This window comes from Photobacterium sp. 270122K (assembly GCF_059941365.1).
On sequence record NZ_JBPOEN010000003.1, the window covers coordinates 163,454 to 183,938 of the forward strand.

General features: G+C 48.6%; 23 protein-coding genes. 10 read left to right on the plus strand and 13 right to left on the minus strand.

Annotation, left to right across the window (positions count from 1 at the left end; all coding sequences use genetic code 11):
- The first annotated feature begins 137 nt into the window (after positions 1-137).
- Positions 138-518 (plus strand): hypothetical protein, encoded by a 381-nt coding sequence (locus ACSF8W_RS06790; RefSeq protein ID WP_500846166.1) that lies wholly within the window; start codon positions 138-140, stop codon positions 516-518.
- A 119-nt stretch (positions 519-637) separates the two neighbouring features.
- On the opposite strand, the gene ACSF8W_RS06795 is transcribed toward ACSF8W_RS06790, so the two are convergent.
- From ACSF8W_RS06795 to ACSF8W_RS06825, 7 genes are all read right to left on the minus strand, one after another.
- Positions 638-1,141, minus strand: coding sequence for a YgjV family protein (locus tag ACSF8W_RS06795; protein ID WP_500846168.1), 504 nt, complete (start codon positions 1,139-1,141; stop codon positions 638-640).
- 204 nt (positions 1,142-1,345) lie between these two features.
- Positions 1,346-1,972, minus strand: coding sequence for a bifunctional 4-hydroxy-2-oxoglutarate aldolase/2-dehydro-3-deoxy-phosphogluconate aldolase (locus tag ACSF8W_RS06800; RefSeq protein ID WP_500846170.1), 627 nt, complete (start codon positions 1,970-1,972; stop codon positions 1,346-1,348).
- Positions 1,972-2,931, minus strand: a complete 960-nt coding sequence (locus ACSF8W_RS06805) for a sugar kinase (protein ID WP_500846172.1) — start codon at positions 2,929-2,931, stop codon at positions 1,972-1,974. The genes ACSF8W_RS06800 and ACSF8W_RS06805 overlap by 1 nt, the downstream gene beginning before the upstream one ends.
- The gene (gene uxaC / locus ACSF8W_RS06810; protein ID WP_500846174.1) at positions 2,928-4,352 is read right to left on the minus strand and encodes a glucuronate isomerase; all 1,425 of its coding nucleotides are present in this window, start codon (positions 4,350-4,352) and stop codon (positions 2,928-2,930) included. The genes ACSF8W_RS06805 and uxaC overlap by 4 nt, the downstream gene beginning before the upstream one ends.
- Positions 4,353-4,407: 55 nt before the next feature.
- Complete coding sequence (locus tag ACSF8W_RS06815; RefSeq protein WP_500846176.1) at positions 4,408-5,871, minus strand: fructuronate reductase; 1,464 nt, start codon at positions 5,869-5,871, stop codon at positions 4,408-4,410.
- A gap of 137 nt (positions 5,872-6,008) precedes the next feature.
- A complete protein-coding gene (locus ACSF8W_RS06820) occupies positions 6,009-7,310 on the minus strand; it encodes a TRAP transporter large permease (RefSeq protein ID WP_500846178.1) in 1,302 nt (433 codons plus the stop codon).
- A gap of 18 nt (positions 7,311-7,328) precedes the next feature.
- On the minus strand, positions 7,329-7,841 hold the full coding sequence (locus tag ACSF8W_RS06825) for a TRAP transporter small permease (protein WP_428479614.1): 513 nt from the start codon (positions 7,839-7,841) through the stop codon (positions 7,329-7,331).
- A gap of 314 nt (positions 7,842-8,155) precedes the next feature.
- On the opposite strand from ACSF8W_RS06825, the gene ACSF8W_RS06830 reads away from it, so the two are divergent.
- From ACSF8W_RS06830 to ACSF8W_RS06845, 4 genes are all read left to right on the plus strand, one after another.
- Positions 8,156-9,139 carry a TRAP transporter substrate-binding protein gene (locus ACSF8W_RS06830; RefSeq protein WP_428479615.1) on the plus strand — a complete coding sequence of 328 codons (984 nt, stop codon included), beginning with the start codon at positions 8,156-8,158 and terminating at the stop codon, positions 9,137-9,139.
- A 97-nt stretch (positions 9,140-9,236) separates the two neighbouring features.
- Complete coding sequence (locus ACSF8W_RS06835; RefSeq protein ID WP_428479616.1) at positions 9,237-10,025, plus strand: FCD domain-containing protein; 789 nt, start codon at positions 9,237-9,239, stop codon at positions 10,023-10,025.
- A gap of 144 nt (positions 10,026-10,169) precedes the next feature.
- Positions 10,170-11,354 carry a mannonate dehydratase gene (gene uxuA, locus ACSF8W_RS06840; protein WP_500846180.1) on the plus strand — a complete coding sequence of 395 codons (1,185 nt, stop codon included), beginning with the start codon at positions 10,170-10,172 and terminating at the stop codon, positions 11,352-11,354.
- 227 nt (positions 11,355-11,581) lie between these two features.
- A complete protein-coding gene (locus ACSF8W_RS06845; protein WP_428479618.1) occupies positions 11,582-12,010 on the plus strand; it encodes a universal stress protein in 429 nt (142 codons plus the stop codon).
- Here ACSF8W_RS06845 and ACSF8W_RS06850 read toward each other — a convergent pair.
- Complete coding sequence (locus ACSF8W_RS06850) at positions 11,994-12,530, minus strand: GNAT family N-acetyltransferase (protein WP_500846183.1); 537 nt, start codon at positions 12,528-12,530, stop codon at positions 11,994-11,996. The two genes, ACSF8W_RS06845 and ACSF8W_RS06850, sit on opposite strands and share 17 nt — an antisense overlap.
- Before the next feature lie 174 nt (positions 12,531-12,704).
- Here ACSF8W_RS06850 and ACSF8W_RS06855 point away from each other — a divergent pair, with 174 nt between their 5' ends.
- From ACSF8W_RS06855 to ACSF8W_RS06865, 3 genes are read left to right on the plus strand one after another with little or no spacing between them, the layout of a single operon-like run.
- Positions 12,705-13,199 (plus strand): NanQ anomerase/TabA/YiaL family protein, encoded by a 495-nt coding sequence (locus ACSF8W_RS06855; protein WP_428479631.1) that lies wholly within the window; start codon positions 12,705-12,707, stop codon positions 13,197-13,199.
- Positions 13,200-13,246: 47 nt separating this feature from the next.
- Positions 13,247-13,642 carry an ACT domain-containing protein gene (locus ACSF8W_RS06860; RefSeq protein WP_428479620.1) on the plus strand — a complete coding sequence of 132 codons (396 nt, stop codon included), beginning with the start codon at positions 13,247-13,249 and terminating at the stop codon, positions 13,640-13,642.
- A gap of 49 nt (positions 13,643-13,691) precedes the next feature.
- Positions 13,692-14,096 (plus strand): NUDIX hydrolase, encoded by a 405-nt coding sequence (locus ACSF8W_RS06865; RefSeq protein WP_500846185.1) that lies wholly within the window; start codon positions 13,692-13,694, stop codon positions 14,094-14,096.
- 59 nt (positions 14,097-14,155) lie between these two features.
- Here ACSF8W_RS06865 and ACSF8W_RS06870 read toward each other — a convergent pair whose 3' ends face one another.
- Complete coding sequence (locus ACSF8W_RS06870) at positions 14,156-14,977, minus strand: DUF4344 domain-containing metallopeptidase (protein ID WP_500846187.1); 822 nt, start codon at positions 14,975-14,977, stop codon at positions 14,156-14,158.
- 175 nt (positions 14,978-15,152) lie between these two features.
- On the opposite strand from ACSF8W_RS06870, the gene ACSF8W_RS06875 reads away from it, so the two are divergent.
- Positions 15,153-15,980: a siderophore-interacting protein gene (locus tag ACSF8W_RS06875; protein ID WP_500846189.1), complete on the plus strand. Its 828-nt coding sequence runs from the start codon at positions 15,153-15,155 to the stop codon at positions 15,978-15,980.
- A 78-nt stretch (positions 15,981-16,058) separates the two neighbouring features.
- Here ACSF8W_RS06875 and ACSF8W_RS06880 read toward each other — a convergent pair whose 3' ends face one another.
- Genes ACSF8W_RS06880 through ACSF8W_RS06895 form a run of 4 tightly spaced genes read right to left on the minus strand, consistent with a single transcriptional unit; the run spans position 16,059 to position 19,699 of the window.
- Positions 16,059-16,820 carry an iron ABC transporter ATP-binding protein gene (locus ACSF8W_RS06880; protein ID WP_500846191.1) on the minus strand — a complete coding sequence of 254 codons (762 nt, stop codon included), beginning with the start codon at positions 16,818-16,820 and terminating at the stop codon, positions 16,059-16,061.
- 2 nt (positions 16,821-16,822) lie between these two features.
- Complete coding sequence (locus tag ACSF8W_RS06885; protein ID WP_500846193.1) at positions 16,823-17,773, minus strand: iron chelate uptake ABC transporter family permease subunit; 951 nt, start codon at positions 17,771-17,773, stop codon at positions 16,823-16,825.
- Complete coding sequence (locus ACSF8W_RS06890; RefSeq protein WP_500846195.1) at positions 17,766-18,725, minus strand: ABC transporter permease; 960 nt, start codon at positions 18,723-18,725, stop codon at positions 17,766-17,768. Before ACSF8W_RS06890 ends, ACSF8W_RS06885 begins: the two co-directional genes overlap by 8 nt.
- Before the next feature lie 41 nt (positions 18,726-18,766).
- Positions 18,767-19,699: a siderophore ABC transporter substrate-binding protein gene (locus tag ACSF8W_RS06895; protein WP_428479627.1), complete on the minus strand. Its 933-nt coding sequence runs from the start codon at positions 19,697-19,699 to the stop codon at positions 18,767-18,769.
- A gap of 410 nt (positions 19,700-20,109) precedes the next feature.
- Between ACSF8W_RS06895 and ACSF8W_RS06900 the strand changes: the two genes are divergently transcribed.
- Positions 20,110-20,400 (plus strand): DUF3303 domain-containing protein, encoded by a 291-nt coding sequence (locus ACSF8W_RS06900; protein WP_500846197.1) that lies wholly within the window; start codon positions 20,110-20,112, stop codon positions 20,398-20,400.
- The last annotated feature ends 85 nt before the right edge of the window (positions 20,401-20,485 follow it).

Below are 20,485 nucleotides of genomic sequence, written 5' to 3' on the forward strand. Positions count from 1 at the left end.
TATAAATATTGGTCAACCAATTAAGTCTCTTCCGCTATACTCTGTTACGTGAATCGGGTTTAGCCATTCACCCAACCCATTTTCAGTGATAACAATTGAACCGCCGATCTCAAATAAATAATAAAAGGACGTAATGCATGAACACAGACATGAATGTGCTTGAGTGGGAAAATAAGGATATTCCCCATCGCTTATGGATAGAGAAACATGACGCGGCGCATACGCGACTTTGTATGAAAATCATTAAAGATGTCGAGCCGGAAATGCTTTACCTTGATCTTGCTGTCAGCCAAGAGCAAGTGATTGGCGCATGGCAAGGATGTGCTGTGGCGGTTTCCAGTGAATACCATGATGCACATTTGTATTCACAGGTGCGTTGTTTGATGAATCTGCCGCAAGGTTGTGTCGTCTGGATGGTTAACCATATTCAATTGCCTTGCGGCAACAAAATGTCAGCGGATAAATTGACGCTTATTCCGGGAATGAAGTTGTCTGGCGGTAAACTGATCGCCCAATAAACCAAATAAACCAAATAAACCAAATAAACCAAATAAACAAAAAGACAAACCCGAATAGTATTCTGTTCGGGTTTGTTTTTATGCACGGATCAAAGACGTGCAGAACGAAATGAGTGAGATTACATTATGGCTTTTCTTGCTTTGAGCATTTTTGAAATAGTAAAAATGTTCATCACGATGAAAGTGGTTTCCATCATTATCCCGCCAATTGATCCTAATAATAGATTGTTTATCAACCAGCAAAATGAGTTAAACATGATCAACATGCGCAGTTGAATACCTTCTGCTTTAAAGAGGGCCCACGTTGCGACGGAGGTACCAAACAGAGGAAGTAACTCATAGTGATGCTGGACGTTAGGGAGGCCCATGACCCAAAGCAGAAGGATAAAGAACACCAATACCGACGTGGATTGGGTTTTAGTCGACGCATAACTGCGCAGGGCACTCACCCCGCAACCGATGGCGGGGGCTAAGGCATCCATTAATAGGAAGTGACTGAATAATATGATCTGGAAAAAGACCAGATGCAGTCGAAAGCGTTTACCATCTTGATGGAAAAATGAGCTCGCACCCACCACAAAAGCGACGAGACCGATACATTGTGCAAAATTAAGTTCAGGCATGAATACCAACATCCTTGGTGGCGAGCAGCAATGGGCACTTTGGTTGATCTTGTGCTTTTTGATGCATATCTGTGGTGACTATACCGAAGAGAAAGTCACTGAGCAAAAGGCTTCCCGAAGGAAGCCTTTGTCTTTGTGCTGAATCAGTCGTTGTGAGCTAGCTGCGTTGAGTCAGTTGCGCAGGGTGCCTTACTCAGGGAATGATTAGGCGACCAAGTCTGCGGCTTCACGCGCTAAACGGCCAATGTCGTCCCAACGCCCTTCGTTGATCATCGCTTTGTCGACCATCCACGTGCCGCCACAAGCAAACACGCGATCAATTGCTAGGTACTCATTGATGTTTTTCGTGTTGATACCGCCCGTAGGCATGAACTGGATCTGCGTGTAAGGCCCCAGTAGGGACTTCACCATGTTAATGCCACCGGATGCTTCCGCGGGGAAAAACTTCAGTGTGGTGATGCCCATCTCAATCGCCGCTTCAACGGCACTCGGGTTGTTCACGCCAGGGACGATATCAATGCCGATCTCTTGGCAGGCTTTGACGGTGTTAGGGTTAAAGCCCGGTGATACCACAAAGGTTGCGCCGGCTTCTTTTGCCGCAATGGCTTGTTCGCGGTTCAGTACCGTACCGGCACCAATCAGCATGTCCGGCTGGGCTTCACGCAATAGGCGAATCGCTTCAACAGCTGCATCGGAACGGAAGGTGATTTCCGCCGCAGGCAGACCATTTTCAGCCAGTGCTTTACCCAAAGGAATGATATCTTCGGCGCGATCAATGGCGATAACAGGGATAACTTTGATGGCAGCAAGCTGCTGGGCAATCGTGCTCATTATTGGGCTTCCTTTTCGGTTGGAACATTAAAATTAATTGTCGCTGTGGCGGACGCGGGAATAATCGCGCCTTTATGTTGGATCACGATACCGGCAAGCTGGTGGCCTTGCTCTGAACACTGCACCGGTGATTTTCCGGTCAGGACGCCAGCAAGGAAACCCGCATTGAAGGAATCACCGGCAGAGGTGGTATCAACAACCGTTTTGACCGGCGTTGTAGGGACAAATGTGCGCGTTTCTGTGGTGAAATCTTCATAGACGTTGCCTTTTGGCCCCATCTTCACCACTGCCTTTCTAACACCTGCAACCTTGAGGCGAGCCAGTGTGGCTTCTTCGTCATCATCGCCCCAAAGCGCGGTTTCATCATCGTTAGTGACCAGTGCGAGATCGGTGATCGCTAACAACGGGGTGTAGCATGCACGCGCGACATCAGCACTTTCCCACAGGGCAGGACGGTAGTTGGAGTCAAACACGATCGCAATGCCTTGATGATTAAGTTGGGTCAGTAATTCAATCAGACGTAAGCGATCATCGGCAGGCAAGATAGCCAGACTGATCCCGCTCAGGTAGACCATATCAACGGTTTCAAGGTGTTTAGTGACGGTGGTGAAATCAGGGTGCTGCATCATGTAACGGGCAGCAGACTGGTTACGCCAGTACAAGAACGTGCGCTCGCCTTGGTCATCCAGCTGGATCAGGTATAGCCCCGGTTGGCGGGTAGGATCTCGCAGCACTACGTCAGTGTTGATGCCTTCGTCTTGCCAGCGCGCGATCATGCCGTTGCTGATGGCATCGCAACCTAGCGCAGAAACGTAATCAATCGCAACAGACTGGCCAGCCGTTCGCGCCAAGTAAACGGCGGTATTGAGTGAGTCGCCACCGTAAGCTTGCGTCATGGCGCCAAAAGGGGCGCCATTGAGTTCAATCATGCATTCGCCGATCAGCGCGATACGCTTCATGCGTGTTCTCCCGGTAGCTGAAAGTAGGTTTTGGCGTTATGGAAGCAGATATCCTGAACCATCTTGCCTAACATGTTGATGTCATTTGGGACTTCGCCGTTAGCCGCCCACTGACCGATCATGTTACAGAGAATGCGACGGAAATATTCGTGGCGGGTGTAAGACAAGAAGCTACGCGAATCAGTCAGCATACCGACAAACTGGCTGAGCAGACCCAGCTGAGACAGTTGCTCCATCTGGCGTTGCATGCCGTCTTTTTGATCGTTGAACCACCAACCGGAACCAAACTGGACTTTGCCGGCGATACCGCCGCCTTGGAAGTTACCGATCATCGTTGCCATCATTTCATTATCGCGCGGGTTCAGGCAGTACAAGATGGTTTTTGGTAGCTCATTGGTGATATCCATCTGATCAAGCAGTGACGCCAGCTGGAAGGCAAAGGGACGATCGCCAATCGAGTCAAACCCACAATCCGCCCCAAGCAATTGGAACATACGGGTGCTGTTATTACGTTGGGCACCAATGTGAAGCTGCATGACCCAGCCACGTTTCGCATATTGCTTGCCGAGCCACACTTGAACGGCGGTGCTGAATTGGTCTACCTCGTCTTCCGTCAGCGTTTCACCTTGCAGACGGCGGGTGATCATGGCATCAAGGGTCGTTTCTGCTGGTACCTTACCGTAGCGCACCATTTCAATGCCGTGGTCCGCCGCACGACAGCCATGAGCGGCGAAGTGGTCAAGTCGGCGGTCAAGGGCCGTCAGTAGATCGGCAAAACGGGTGATTTCAATGTCAGCCACTTCGCCCAGCAGTTGCATGTATTCGGCAAAACCCGGCAGTTCAATTTTGAACGCGCGATCAGGACGCCAGCTTGGTGCGACTTCCACATCAAAGCTGTCATCTTCGGCGATGGCTTTATGGTATTCCAGCGAATGGATCGGGTCGTCTGTCGTGCCCGCCATCACCACATTCATCTGCTTCATGATGCCACGCGCTGAGAATTCCGGGGAGGCCAGCATCTCGTTACACTCGTGCCAGATCCCTTCTGCGGTTTCTGGGCCAAACAGCTTACCCGTAATACCGAACGGGCGGCGAAGCTCAAGGTGGCTCCAGTGGTAAAGCGGGTTACCCAATGTTTGTGGGACAGTTTTCGCCCATGCCATGTATTTATCGAAATCGCTGCTCGCTTTGCCCGTGATCAGCGCTTCTGGGACACCGGCAGAGCGCATGCCGCGCCATTTATAGTGATCACCTTCCAACCAGATCTGCCCAAGGTTGGCAAATTGGCGGTCGTGTGCCACTTCCTGTGGGTTAAGGTGACAGTGGTAATCGTAGATCGGCATGTCTTTGGCGTGGTCGTGGTACAACTGGCGCGCAATGTCATTGGAAAGAAGGAAATCGTCACAAAGGAAGGTTTTCATGTTTTGCTCCAAGCAGTACGCCGGACGTCACCGTCCGGCGTCGGTATTCAGTCAATTACAGAGAGGCAACTGCAGCACGTGCGCCTTTGGTGATGATCAGCTGGTAGGCTTTCGTCACGGCTGTCACAAACTCGTCGTTGTTGATCAGGTCAGTACCGAAGATCGCCTCTATACCCAGAATGGCTTTCACCACAGACGTGTTGATGCCATGTTCTGCGTAGATCGCCTGAAATTGCTCAACCATTGGATCACGCACATCAATCGGTTGCTCATTCTCATCGACACCGGCGATGTAACGCATCCAGCCTGCAATACCCATCGCCAGCCATGGGTAATCCGTCCCTTGTGCAAGGTGGTGACGTAGAGATCCGCCCATACGCTGTGGAATTTTCTGGCTGCCGTCCATCGCAATCTGCCAAGTCTGGTGCTTCAGGCTTGGGTTGGTGAAGCGAGCGATCAATAGCGCGGCATACCCTTCTAAATCCGTGCCCTCAGGCATATTCAGGGTAGGGGCTTGTGCTTTCATCATCATATCGAAAGCCGCTTTACGGTAGTTTTCGTTGGTCATGGTGTCTGAAATGTGCGCATAGCCGCCCAAGTAGCCAAGGTAAGCCAAGAAGGAGTGGCTACCATTAAGCATGCGCAGTTTCATTTCTTCAAACGGCACCACGTCAGACACAAACTCTGCACCGGCGACATTCCACTCAGGACGGCCATTCACAAAGTTGTCTTCAATCACCCACTGACGGAACGGTTCACATGCGATACCGCATGGGTCTTCGACACCCAAAAGCTGTGCGATTTCTGCCAGTGTTTCTGGTGTTGCAGCAGGAACGATGCGGTCAACCATGGTGCAAGGGAAGGTCACATTGGCTTCAATCCAGCCAGCCAGTTCTTGGTCGACGACGTTGGCAAAATCCAGCACGGCGGCACGGGCAACGTGGCCATTTTCTTGTACGTTATCGCATGACATGACGGTGAATGGGGTGATATTGCGCTCACGGCGAAGACGCAGTGCTTCAACAATATAGCCAATCGCAGAATCGGGTTCGCGTGGGTGTGCAAGGTCGGCTTTGATCAGGCCGTTGTTCTTGTCTAGGCGGCCCGTTGCAGGGTCGGCACAGTAACCTTTTTCCGTGATGGTCATGGATACAATAGCGACTTGTTCTTCTGCCATTTTTTCCAGTACGGCTTGCTTACCGTCAAGTACCGGGTGCAGGGATTCGGTCACAGAGCCAATCAGTTTAACGTCGGTGCGCTCAGCGCCTTTTTCGGCCACGGTGTACAAGTGGTCTTGTTCGCGCAGTTGTTGAATCAGTTCTTCACCACCGAACAGGTTGATTTCACAGATCCCCCAATTGCTGCCGGTTTTTTCCAGCATCTCATTGGTGAATAGGGCTTGGTGAGCGCGGTGAAAGGCACCAAAACCTAAGTGAACGATACGGCTTTGCAGTGCGCTGCGATCGTACGCTGCACGGATGACTTGAGGGTTAATCGGGCTGTTTGCAATGTTCTTCATGTTGGCGTCCTTTATCCCGCTAGGTTGACGCTAGCGGGATGTTGCGAAATAGGAGAGTGAGGAAAGATCGTTGTTCTATTTTTATGCTGTTGCGATGCGTACCTAGAACCTAGAACCTAGAACCTAGAACCTGGAACTTAGTAACCGAGCACCAAGCGCGGTAGGAACAAACTCAGTTCAGGGATAAAGGTGACAGCCAGCAACGCGGCAACCAAGGCGGCGTAGAATGGAAGCAATGGCTTGATGATTTTATCGATAGAGACTTTTGCCACCGAACAACCGATGAACAGCGCACTCCCCACTGGCGGTGTACAGATACCAATGGCCAAGTTGAAGGTCATCATGATACCGAAGTGAACAGGGTCGACACCCAAGTCCAGAACGATAGGCATGAAGATAGGCGTAAAGATCAATACCGCTGGTGTCATGTCCATGAAGATACCGACAATCAGAAGGATCAGGTTGATGATAAGCAGGATCATCAGTGGGTCTTCAGAAATCGCCAGTAGGGCGTCAGCAATCATGTAAGGGATATCGGCGTTCGCCATCGCCCATGACATACCCATTGAGGCACCAACCAAGAGAAGCACGATAGAGGTAGTAACCGCTGATTCAAGGATAATGCCAGGCAGATCTTTGATCTTCACTTCACGGTAGAACACAACGGCAAGTACCAAGGTGTAGACAACCGCAATAGCAGAGGCTTCCGTCGCGGTAAAAATACCGCCGATGATGCCGCCCATGATGACCACAATCAGTAGCAGTGATGGCATGGCTTTGATGAATGTATCCCAAACCTGAGCAAGTGTCGGTTTGGCGGCGACTGGGTAGCCACGTTTTTTCGCAATGTAACCGGCCACTGCCATCAGGCTTAGGCCCATCAAGATGCCAGGGATGTAACCAGCAAGGAACAAGGCCGCAACAGAGGTACCCCCCGACACCAATGAGAATACGATCAGTGTGTTACTTGGCGGGATCAACAAACCGGTTGGGCAAGAGGTAATGTTCACCGCAGCAGAGAAGTGCTCATCGTAGCCTTCTTTTTTCTGCAAGGGAGACATGGTACCGCCCACCGCTGCAGCTGACGCCACCGCTGAACCTGAAATCGAGCCAAACATCATGTTCGCCATGATATTAACGTGTGCCAGTGAGCCAGGAAGACGTCCACCCAGTACTTTAGCGAAGTTAATCAGACGGATAGCGATACCGCCTTGGTTCATGATGTTACCCGCCAGAATAAAGAACGGGATAGCCAACAGGGCAAAGTTATCCAGACCGGCTGCCATACGCTGAGCGACAACCGCAATCGCGGGCTCAAGCGGCAGGCTCATCATGATGGTGGCTAATGATGAAAGACCAATAGCGAATGACACTGGGATCCCGAAAGTCAGGAGAACCGCAAAGCTACCAAATAGTGTGAGAATGAGTTGCCATTCCATTGTAGACATCCTTTTTAATTAGTTTTGCTGGGTTTCAGTAAGAAGAGGTTTCCCCGATGTCAGCTGGCTCACTTTGTCTAAACCAAATACTGTCGAGTAGAAAATCATCAATAAGCCACTGATTGGAAGACAGAAGTAGATGTAACCCATCTGCATGCCCAGTGCGGGAGTGAGCTGTCCGGTGGACAGGGTTTTCAGTGCTAAATTCGTGCCACCGTAAACCAATACAATGAAGGCAAACACGGCAATGGCGATTTGAATTACGATTTCATTAATCAGTTTGCGTTTACCCGTCAGTTTCATGGTGAGCAGGTCAATCGCCAAGTGACGTTTTTGGCCGGTGGTGTATGCCGCGCCAATCAGGGCGACCCACATAAACAAGTAGCGAGCGAGTTCATCCGTGACGGTACTGGGTTTACCAATGACATAGCGAGAAAGCACCTGCCAGATGACACATACAACCAAGAAGCTAGAGAGTGAGACGGTAAAAACCGACAACCCTCGGTTTATATAACCAACCAGTTTGTTCATTTTACGTTCCTTATCATCATGGGTCGCATGGCTGATGCTATTGATTAATCCATTTGGTTAACCAAAGAAAATGTATGCTAATGACACTTTCTATCAAATATGCAAGTTCTGGTGGGCGATTATATGAATGAATCATAAAATGTCATGTGATCTTGTTCACAATTAGATTGGTTGACCAATTTTGGGGGTGGATGTGTGATATTGGTCAATCAATTTGATTTATTGCTTTGACGGTGACGGTTTTTCGCGCCAATATTGCTTCGTATTCAAACATACCCTACACAATGGATAACCAATTTCACGGAGACATAAGAATGATGACGCGTAAAAGTCTGCTAACTGCTGTGATCGGTGCGGCACTCACATTCGGTGCTTCTGCATCCGCTTATGCGACAACCACGTTAAAGCTTAGCCATAACAACCCACGTGATCACGCTGTCCATAAAGCGATGGACCACATGGCAAAAGAAGTGCGTAAATTGACGAACGGCGAAGTGCGTATTCGTATTTATCCGGATGCGCAGCTAGGTAACCAGCGCGAGTCGATGGAACTGATGCAAAATGGTGCGTTGGACATGGTAAAAACCAATGCTGCAGAGCTTGAAGCCTTTGCACCGGCGTATTCTGCGTTCAACATGCCGTACTTGTTCCGTGATCAGAGCCACTATTACAACGTGCAAGAGGGGGAAGTGGGCGAAGAAATTCTGGCGTCTTCCCGTGAGAGTGGGTTCATTGGTGTAACGTATTATGATGCGGGTGCGCGTAGCTTCTATACATCAAAACCGATCATGACACCGGCCGATCTTAAAGGCATGAAGGTGCGTGTGCAGCCAAGCCCATCTGCTATCAGCATGGTAGAAGCGCTAGGTGCGAGCCCGACACCACTGGCCTACGGTGAGCTGTATACGGCACTTCAGCAGGGTGTTGTTGATGCGGCAGAAAATAATATTCCATCATTCAGTTTGAGCCGTCACAGTGAAGTGTCGAAATACTTTAGTCTAGATGAGCACACAATGGTGCCGGATGTCTTGGTTATTTCAACCAAAGCATATGATGGTTTGTCTGAAGAAAACCGTAAGGCACTCAAGCAAGCGGCCATGAATTCGATGGAAGTCATGAAAACATTGTGGGCGGAATCAGAAGCCAAAGAACGTGCGAAAGCTGAAAAGTTGGGTGTGAAATTTGTCTCTACGGATAAAGCGGCATTCGTTAAAGCGGTTCAGCCAATGTATGACGATGTTAAAAAGTCAAATCCGTCTCTGAATTTGCTTATTGAACGTATCCAAGCTGTACAGTAATTAAGAATATAGCAAAGAACACGCAAGGTGTTGCTACAATATAAATATAGAGGTTGACCAATTTATTTTGGTCATTATGATGACGTATATGAGTGTAATGGAAAAGAGTGACAATATCATCATGATGCCTTTTGAACCTAAACGACCTTATCAAGAGTTAGGATTAATACTCAGACGAGAATTAATTGATGGGCACTATAAAGTGGGCGATCGCCTACCGCCAGAGCGCGATATTGCAGAACGACTGGATGTCAGCCGTACTGTTGTTCGCGAAGCCATCATCATGCTTGAGTTAGAAAATCTGGTTGAGGTGAAAAAAGGCTCGGGTGTGTATGTCCTCAATATTCCGAATCTGTCGAACAGCCGTGAAAATGTGATCAGCGATGATGCAGGCCCCTTTGAAATGTTGCAGGCAAGGCAATTATTAGAAAGTAATATTGCTGAATTTGCGGCGATTCAGGTGACACCTGGGGACATTGTAAAAATGCGTGCGGCGCTGAAACTAGAGCGCACAGAGCTCGCGAGCGGTTCCAAAGAGTGTGTGGGTGACGAACAATTTCACCTGTGTATTGCCGAAGCGACCCAGAACTCCGTGCTGGTGGATATGCTCAAGCATTCTTGGGAACGCCGAGAGCAAAGCCCTATGTGGAAAACCTTGCACGCGCGCATCACTGATCAGGCTTATCGTGAAGAATGGCTGGAAGACCATGCACGCATTTTGGCTGCAATGCAGCGCAAAGATCCGATTGCGGCCAAAAACGCCATGTGGCAACACCTTGAAAATGTAAAGCAACGGTTATTAGATCTCTCGGATATCGATGATCCTAATTTTGATGGGTATTTATTTAGCTCAAACCCCGTTGTTCTCCTTGGTGGAGAAAACTAGTTACATTCTATTATATCGGCCAATTATTCCATTGGCCTTTATTTGAAGGCAATTAACACCGTTTAATTGTTTATTTAAAGTCAAAAAATACTTAATTCGAATCTTATCGAGCGGGTTAAGTCTGTCTGTTAAAAGGTGATTGTCATGGAACAAACGTGGCGTTGGTATGGCCCAAATGATTCTGTCTCGCTTGATGATATTCGTCAGGCTGGTGCAACGGGTATTGTGAATGCATTGCACCATATTCCTAATGGTGAAGTGTGGACAAAAGATGAAATTCTAAAGCGCAAAGCGATTATTGAAGCAAAAGGCCTAACGTGGTCTGTTGTTGAAAGCGTGCCTGTGCATGAAGAAATAAAAACACAAACCGGTAACTTCCAACACTGGATTGATAATTATAAGCAGACATTACGTAATTTGGCGGAATGCGGTATCGATACTGTTTGTTATAATTTCATGCCGGTTTTGGATTGGACCCGTACGGATCTGGAATTTGAAATGGCTGATGGGTCAAAAGCACTGCGTTTTGACCAAATTGCTTTTGCCGCGTTTGAATTGCATATTTTAAAACGCCCAGGGGCAGAAAATGATTACTCTGCGGATGAGCAAGCGCAAGCGCAAGTGTATTTCAATAACATGTCTGACGCAGAAGTCGCCAAGCTAACCCGCAATATTATTGCTGGCCTGCCAGGTGCGGAAGAAGGCTACACGCTGGAAGAGTTCCAGGCACAGCTTGACCGTTATGCGGGTATCGATAAAGATGCATTGCGCCAACATATGAAGCATTTCTTGTCTGAGCTGATGCCAGTGTGTGATGCGACGGGCTTGAAAATGGCGGTACACCCAGATGATCCACCGCGTCCGATCCTTGGCTTGCCTCGTATTGTATCAACCATTGAAGACATTGATTGGTTGACCAAGGAAGTGCCGAGCAAAAATAACGGCATTACCATGTGTACCGGGTCTTACGGTGTACGCGGCGATAATGACTTGGTGAATATGATCAAGCAACACGGTGAGCGTATTTACTTTACCCACCTGCGTTCTACACAGCGTGAAGACAATCCGATGAGCTTCCATGAAGCTGCACACCTTGAAGGTGATGTGGATATGTACGATGTGGTGATGGCGATCCTCGAAGAAGAGCAGCGTCGTGAACAAGCTGGTGAGGCGCGCTTGATTCCAATGCGCCCTGATCATGGTCACCAAATGCTGGATGATCTGAAGAAGACGACAAACCCGGGCTATTCCGCTATCGGTCGTTTGAAAGGCTTAGCCGAAGTGCGCGGGTTAGAGCTTGCGCTCAAGCGTGCTTTCTTTAAGAAATAATTGACTGTCACGGTTGAAATGAAAGGTCCGCTTGCGGGCCTTTTTTCGTGCTATGGCAGACCGTTTTCTGTTGTTCTCCTTATCACCCCTATTGTCCGTCATACATTACCCGTTGTGCATTGCGCGTCATCCTTGAACTAACTCATCTATAGTCAAAGCAGCAGAATGGCAGGCTGGTCTTTGCCATTAGTCGCCTGTAAATGAACAAAAGGTAGAGAGGAGGAGTGATGAAATACAAACATGTCATGCTCGCCGTGAATTTTGATGGCAATGCGGGCTTCCTTATTAGCAAAGCCGCGCAAGAGGCTAAACTCCACCATGCCTTGTTTAGTGTGATTCACATCGACCCTGATTTTTCCGCGCTGTATGAAGGTGTGCGAGAATTTGATGGGCTGAATAACAGCGAGGTGCAGAGTGAAGGTGTCATTGCTATGACGAAGTTGTTATCAGAGGTGGATTATCCCGTGCATAAGCACATCTTCTATGCAGGATATGTGGAAGATCAGATCATTCGAGCGATAGACACGTTCGAGGTGGATCTTTTGGTTATCGGGCATCACGAATCGACGATATTTCGCCAGCTCACCTTATCAGCCAGTGAGCCGCTATTGCGTAAGATGCCCTGTGATATTCAGTTTATCAAACTGGAGGATTAGCGATAAATCGCGTCAGTGTTGGCCAGTGATACACATATTCATCGACCAAACTGCCCTCTGGCGCGACCCATTGTTGGGCATGAATATTGTCGCCCCCCATGTGCTGATAAAAAGCTTGCGCTCTATGGTTAGCTGCCAGCACTTCAAGGTACATCCCCGTCGATTGTGCGTGTTGTTGAATCAGGGTCGCAGCGTGTGTCAGTAACATGCCTCCTAACCCTTGGCCTTTGTGGTGCTGGCTGATATGCAGGTTATCAATAATACTTCCCCACTGGGCGTGTAGGTCCAGATACAGACAGATAAACCCCGCAATGTGTGTGCCGTCACATGCCACAAGAATGTGTTGATTGGATGTTGGTTGGTTGAAGCGGTGTTGCCACAGCGCCAAACGCTCATCAAATACATCGTTGTCTAAATAGGCTTGAGTGAGTTGCCCTCGATAAATGGCTTGCCAGTTTTGCGCATGCAAATGGGCGATAGCGTCTTGGTCTTGCAGGGTGGCAGCGCGAACAGTAAACACAGAGATTCCTTTCTAATACAGAGCGATAAGCATGAATTTATCATTAGCGTGACGAAACACCAAGCTCCCTTGATTTTATCAAGGGTAATCAATGAGGAAGCACGGTAATATAGTGTTTTATGAGTATTTTTTGCAGAGGCGAGCGTGTACCAAGGTCAATTAGCGGCATTAGTAATGAGCGGTGCAGATACCGCGATACAAACAGAGAAAGGCACCGCGTTGCCAGCGGCTGTGATGGCGATTATCCGTCAGGTAAAAGAGCAATTGGCGGCGCAACAAGCCCCTGGCCGTTATGAGGTGGTGGCGGAGAATGTGACCCCTGACGACGTGTTCTATTTTATTGCCGATGATCACACCCAAGTGCTTTCCGAGCGCAAATCGGAATGCCACGCCAAATACATGGACGTGCAGATCGTGCTGGAAGGGGAAGAGTGCTTTGGTTATAGCCTGAAGCCTTTTACCGCGATTGATGAAGATTTGCTGGCAGAGAAAGATTTGGCTTTCAGTGAGCAGGTTATTGATGAACAATTTGCCACGCTGCAGCCGGGAGATTTCATTATTTTTGACACTTTCCAGCCACACCGCCCGTTGGTTGCGCCGCAGCAACCTGCGCCGGTGAAGAAAGTCGTGGTCAAAATCGCCAAAGCGTGGGCAGATCGTCAGGCTTAAGGTGCTATGATGCCAGTGTGATTCAATTAAAGGCAAAAGGGGGGCACATGTCAGGAATTACTGAGTTAGAGACACTGTTACAATCCATGTCACCGGCATTAATGGACGGTGATTATGTTTTCTGTACGGTTGATGGCGCACTGGCTGATTACGTGCAGTGCGCACCGATAGCCACGTTTCAAGAGCAAGAAGGCTTAACCTTAGTGTTGACACGCGAGAATGCGGAAGCGGCAGGGTTAGCGTTTGACGGTGTGTTTAGCTTGATCAGCCTGATGGTGCATTCCAGCTTAGAGGCAGTGGGCTTAACCGCTGCGGTAGCGACAAAACTGAAAGATCATGGCATCAGTGCCAATGTGATTGCTGCTTATTACCACGATCATATTTTTGTACAAAAAGAAAAAGCGGCACAAGCGCTTGCCGCGTTGAACAGTTTTTCATCGTAGTGTGCTGCGTAGCATATGCACACACGATAATAGTGAGTTTGAGGATACAATGGAAAAAGTGATCGATAAACTGGCGTGGTTTACGCTGCGTGACGGCAAGCTGCTTACCGTACGCTCAGTGGGTAAAACCCTGTTCTATTTACCTGGCGGTAAACGTGAAGCCGGTGAAACCGATGAGCAAGCGTTGATCCGTGAGATCAAAGAAGAACTATCCGTGGATTTGGTCTCCAGTAGCTTACAGTATGCTGGCACTTTCGTGGGACCAGCGGACGGTAAAGCGGAAGGCATTTCAGTCCAACTGACCTGTTACTTTGCTGACTACAGCGGTGAATTACAGGCTGATGCGGAAATCGAAGAACTGGCTTACGTGGACATGCACGATGAAGCCCGTTGTTCAGCCGCCTTGTTGGTCGCGATGGCGTGGCTGAAAGAGCAAGCGCTGATTAATGCATAAAAAACTGCGCATAAACACGTTCGTGAAAACGCGGTACCTGTCAGATTGAATGGCTAGCCTCACTGGGGCTGGCTATTTTTATTTTGTTTTGGCTTCTCTGAATTCTCTATGGCTGGCGAGTGTAAATACCGTTGCCAGTTTGCTTTCAACGTCTCGTAGTTGTATTGGCAAAAGTCTTGTCTGTCACGCAGGTAATCTTCTTCAACGTCATCCAATAATGCTTTGTGCGCGTCAGGATCGCTGCCGTACACTAAACACAGGGTCGAGAAATACCGCTGAAGATCAAAGCTGTGCTCATCAATGTATTCCCCAAAATCGTAGTAATCGGGTCGTTCATCCGACTCAAACGCAAACATATCTGCCGCACTAATGGCAATCTCATCGCCATTTTCCACATGATCAATCAGTAACAGTGTCGCGAAATTGTCTACCGCATCTTCTTCTTTACCCAATACCGGAATGTCTTGATCGTCAATATACGCATGCCCGGCTTCGTGGAGCAGGGTATGCAGAAGGGTATCTTGCGCGCCTTCTTGGGCACTTTTTCCATAGCGTTTCTGATAGTCGTTATTGGCGAAGTAATTCACCGATTCGACATAAAACGCGTAGGGGATGTGGATGGTATGGCTATTCGGATCATAAAGCGGGCCTTCCTCTCCGCCATACGTGACGGTCAAGGGGGCGTTAAACGGGAAGTGAGCCGCCGATAATGCGATGAGCGTGTCGTTTACGCCACTTTGCTTGATGGTTTGTGCGGCGTGTTTATCGGCCGCTGACGTGGCGGGTAAATAGCGGATCTGGATGTTATTGTTTGCGGCGGCGTGGACAGTACCCAGCCATATCAACAGCAATAACGTCAGGGCAGCAGATACCTGTTTCATCGGTAATCCTTATGGTCGAGTATGCGTAATAATTGTATTTCAATGTCAGTGATAATACCTGTGGTTATTGACCACTCAGTGTTTGATATATATCAGAAATACCGATTAAAAAAGTGCGGCATCCCTTTGCTGAAATGCGGTAGAATACCGACACTATATGCAAATGAGAATCATAATGAATAAGTTTAACTTGGCTGCAGCATTGCAAGAACACAAGATCAAAACCTTAACCGTACTGTCAAATGACTGTATTACCCCTAACATGCAACGTGTGGTGTTTGGTGGTGAAGATGTTGCCCGCTTTCCTGCCGATTGTGCGGGTCATTATGTGAAACTGCTGTTTAGTCCCGAAGGTGAAACAAGCACAGACGCGTTACTTGCCAGTGCGAAGCCGGTAATGCGAACCTTGACCATCAGCGAACGCGATATGGAACAGGGTACCCTCTCGGTAGATTTCGTTCGCCATGCGGAGCTGGCAACCCCATTTGACCCATCGCAGGGCGGCTATGCGGCCTATTTTGCTGTCAATGCAAAAGCCGGTGATACCCTGTGCTTTGCAGGCCCACAGCCGATTCAAAGCTACATGACAGAAGCGGATTGGTATCTATTGGTCGCTGACATGACATCGTTGACGGCGGTCATGGCGAAAGCGGCCACACTGCCTGCGGATGCGAAAGGCTACGTGGTCGTGAATGTCACGACACGTGCTGATGTGCAAGCGATGGCGTTGCCAGAAGGCGTGACATTGATTGTGCATGCGCAAGATGAAAGCACGCAATCACTGGCCGAGGTGGTGGCCGAGCTTGCATGGTTATCTGGCAAGGTTGCAGTGTGGTGTGCGTGTGAATTCAGTGCGATGAAAGCGATCCGCGGCTATGTAAATGGCGAGCGAGAAGTACCGCGTACAGATTGCTATATCAGCAGTTACTGGAAGCAGGGCGTGACCGAAGAAGGCCACAAAGTGCTGAAGCATGAAGATAACGAAGCACAAGCTAACGCATAATAACAATAACGCCGTGTGTCATGCAGATGACACACGGCGTTATTATTTGTCTCACCGACGATATCACGCGGTAACGCGTTACATACCGTAGTACATACAGATACGCTTGCCGTTCACTTCCTGAATATCAAATGGGATCGCATAAATGTCTTCCATGATTGGCTTCTGGATGACCTCTGTTGTCTTGCCGCTGGCAATCACTTCCCCTTTGCGCATCGCGATAATGTTATCGGAATAGCATGACGCAAAGTTGATATCGTGGATCACAATCACCACCGCTTTTTTCATGTCATGCGCCAGTTTTCGTAGCGTTTGCATTATTTCCACTGAGTGCTTGATATCCAAGTTATTCAGCGGCTCATCCAAGAAAATGTAATCCGTATCCTGCGCTACAACCATGGCAATGAACGCCATTTGGCGTTGACCACCACTGAGTTGATCCAAGAATTTATCTTGAATGTATTCAATGTCCAGATGGCTCAGGGCTTGATCAATAATCTGATTATCTTCAGCCGTTAGACGTCCCTGACTGTGCGGGAAACGGCCAAACGCCACCAGTTCACGCACGGTAAAGCGCATGTTGATGTTATTGGATTGACGCAATACCGCCAGTTGTTTAGACAGCGATTGCGTGTCCCATTGTGCTAACGGTTTACCAGCAATCAGCACTTCACCTGCATCGCTGTCGGTCAGGCGACTGGCCATGGAGAGTAGGGTACTTTTCCCTGCGCCATTGGGCCCGATGATTGAGGTGACTTCTCCTAATGGAAACAACGCGTCGGCATTTTTGACCACGAAGGCATCGTTATATTTTTTAGATAATCCAGTTAACTTAATCATGATTAATCAAACTTATTGCGCATTAAGAGGAAGAGGAAGTAGCCGCCGCCCACAAAGTTAATGATGACGCTGATGGTGGTATCAAACGCGAAGACTTTTTCAATCAGCCATTGGCCGCCCACCAGCAGGACGACCGACAACAGGCTGCCAGCCGTCAGGAGAAAGCGGTGTTGATAGCCGGTGAAGATCTGACGGGTCAAGCTGACCACAATCAAGCCAAAGAACAGGACCGGACCGACCAATGCGGTGGAAATAGAAACCATCAGCGTAATGGTCATCATCACTTGCATCGTGACTTTTTTTGTATCGACACCCAAACTTTTGGCGTTATCCACGCCCAGCCAGAACACATCCAGCTTGTTCGATAAACGGTACAGATAAGCCAAACACAGTGCGAGCGGCACAATAGACCAATACACCAATTCTTTGTTCACATTGCTGAAGCTGGCGAACATAGTGCTTTGCAGGTTCAGGAACTCGTTAGGATCCAACAGCATGGTGAAGAAGTTGGTGACACTGCCGAACAAGCTGCCGCAGACGATACCGATCAACAGCAGCGTAAAGACATTGCTGTTCTTGCGGCGGAAATAGAAGCCAAACAGCACCATAGCGAAGCTGCTCATGGCCAGCGTGGTGATCATGAAATTAATTTTCGCGTCGATCAGCCATACGCTCATGCTGCCGAACATCACTACGATCATGACTTGAATCATGACATACAGTGAATCAAACCCCAGAATCGACGGGGTTAAGATGCGGTTATTGGTGATGGTCTGAAACACCAACGATGAGCTGGAAATCGCAATAGCCGCCAGCACAATCGCCAACACTTTCGGTAAACGCAGCGACAGGAAGAAGGCGTAGTTTTGTGCATTCAAGCCATGACCGATGAAATAACCGATGATTAATACGCTGAGCACTGCCAGCCCCATTGCTTTATGAGCATCACGCATTTGATTTATCTCGCAGCACCAAGGCAATAAAGATCACCCCACCCACGATGCTGATGATCATGGAAATAGGCATTTCATAAGGGAAAATAATAATACGACCGATCACATCACACGCCAGTACCATCATCACGCCCCAGTAGGCGGTCCATGGCAGGTTACGACGCATGTTGTCGCCCATGTACATCGCCACCAAGTTCGGCACGATCAAGCCAAGGAAGGGGATCACACCAACAATCATGACCACAGACGATGACAGTACCGCGACAATCAAAACGCCAATGAAAACGATTTTCTGGAAGTCGATACCGATGTTTTTCGCAAAGCTCTCGCCGACACTGGCGGCGCTGAATTGGCTGGCGAAGTAGTACGCAATGATACCGGCAGGCAGTGCCAGATACAGGAACTCGTAGTTACCTTGCAAGACTGACGCGAAGTTTGCCACGGTCCATGCCGAAAGGGTTTGTACCAAATCGTAACGGTAAGCAATGAACGTGGTGAGCGCAGAAACAACGTTGCCATACATGATGCCGATCAGCGGGACCAAGACCGCATTTTTAAATTGCAGACGTTGCAAAAATTGCACGAACAACAGCGTACCGGCAACGGAAAATACAAAAATGACCGCCAAGTTAGCCCAGCGGCTAAGGTCTGAAAACAGCAGCAAGCTAACAATGTAACCCAGCATGGCACAGTCAATGGTGCCTGTGGTGTCAGGGGAGGCAAAGCGGTTTTGGCAGATCTGTTGCATGATCAGACCGGCGATGCTCAAACCGGCACCGGCTAAGCAAATGGCCAATAAACGGGGTAAACGGCTAGAAAAAAGAATCGATTGGGCGTGACTGTCACCGGCCAAGAAACTTTGGGGAGTAATGTCGGCGACACCCACAAACAGGGAGGCGCTGCCCAGCAACAAAAGGGCGCATAAGGCCGCGAGATATTTTAGGTTCTGCATAGTACAACAACGCCCGGCCAAGGCCGGGCTAGTAAGTCAAATTAGTGGGCTGTTTTCGGGGTGAAAACAGCGTTCATGTCATCAATCATCATTTGTGTTGCATCCATACCGGCGATGGTTAAGTACCAAGCGGTTGGATTCAGGTACACAATGCGGTTGTTTTTATATGCCGGTGTACTTTTGATTAATGGGTTATCAAACAGGATTTTGGCTTTACCGGTGCTGGTGCCGATAGCTTGTTCGCGGTCAAGAATGAACAGAACGTCCGGTGCGGCTTCTGCAATAAATTCAAACGAAATCAGGTTACCGTGCGGGTTCGTTGAGGTCGACCCTTTCGCTTCATCAAAACCGAATTCATTGAAAATGACAGAGAAGCGACCTTCACGGCCAAACATCGACACATTGTTACCGTTGTTCATGACGGCCAGTGTGTTGAAATCGTGCTTGTCTACTTCAGCGCGGATAGCCGCAAACTGCGTTTGTGTCTCGGTAATGTAGTCTTCAACTGCTTGTTCTTTGTTGAAGATTTTACCGAGCATACGCCAATTGCGCTGGGTATCTTTCCAGTAATTACCGTATTCGATGGTGTACATCACGGTTGGGGCAATGCTTGAAAGGGTAGGGTAAGCATCCACCATGCGTGCTTCAGCGATGATCACATCAGGCTGCAGCGTGAAGATTTTTTCGTAGTCGACTTCTTTCATGCTGCCGACGTGTACGATGTCTTTTTTAGCAAAATCAGTTAGGTACGCAGGAAGCAAGGTAGTGACTGCGCCGACCGGTTTTACGCCTAAACGGTGTAATACATCGAGGCTGCCGTTTCCGCCGACCACAATAACGCGTTTTGGCGTATCAGGGATCACCGTCTTGCCCATGACATGGTTAACAGTGATGGATTCAGCACTCACTAGCGGACTGCCAATGAAACTGCTGAGCAAAAGAACGGTTTTGAACAAAGTCGATACGCGCGGCATAACTATCCTGTGAATGCTAACAAATAAGAATCATTCGCATATTACATCAGGAATGAGAATGGTTTGTATTGTTTTTTGATAATTGAAAAATTTATTTGATCTTGATCAATAATTTTTTGTTCTTTTGACTAAGAAATACACAGCACAGAACACTATTGTTTGCGTTTTCCCTTTTTATTGAGTGGTCTAGCTCGCAGACACAGTAAAAGACCGGTGCAAAAAAGTGATAATCGACTAACGGGCGAGATATCGGCAAGAGAGATAGGCGAGATATATAGGTGAGAGAGATCACCGAGAGGGGAAAGAAGAGAGAGTGACAGTGAGCAGGTTATACTCAGAGTAAGGCGAGAGCCAGTTTCGATACATCGTATCCTGTATGTGAGTTATCTATCGACAGTGAGGCAATGATCATGACATTTTTGATTTCGTGGCAGATCTACCAAGGACGCACCCATGAGGTGCTGGCACACTTTGCACAGTTAACCCAAGAGCAAGACAAGGCCCTGATGGGGGATGACATTACCCTGATTGGACGTTGGCATGATGTGGTCAGTGGTGCGGGTGTCTGCGTGGTGGAATCGAACAGCATTGAGGCCGTCACCGCGTACGCACTGCGTTGGAATAACGACATGGACATTTCGGTACAACCCGTGATTGATGACGCCGCTGCCAGAGCGCTGGGTAATACGTTATTGGTGTAATTGATGTGGTGTTGATTGGCGGCGTTAATCGAAACGTAGCCAAGTCTTTAGGATGCCACGTTAATCGTGGCATTTTTATGGCTGA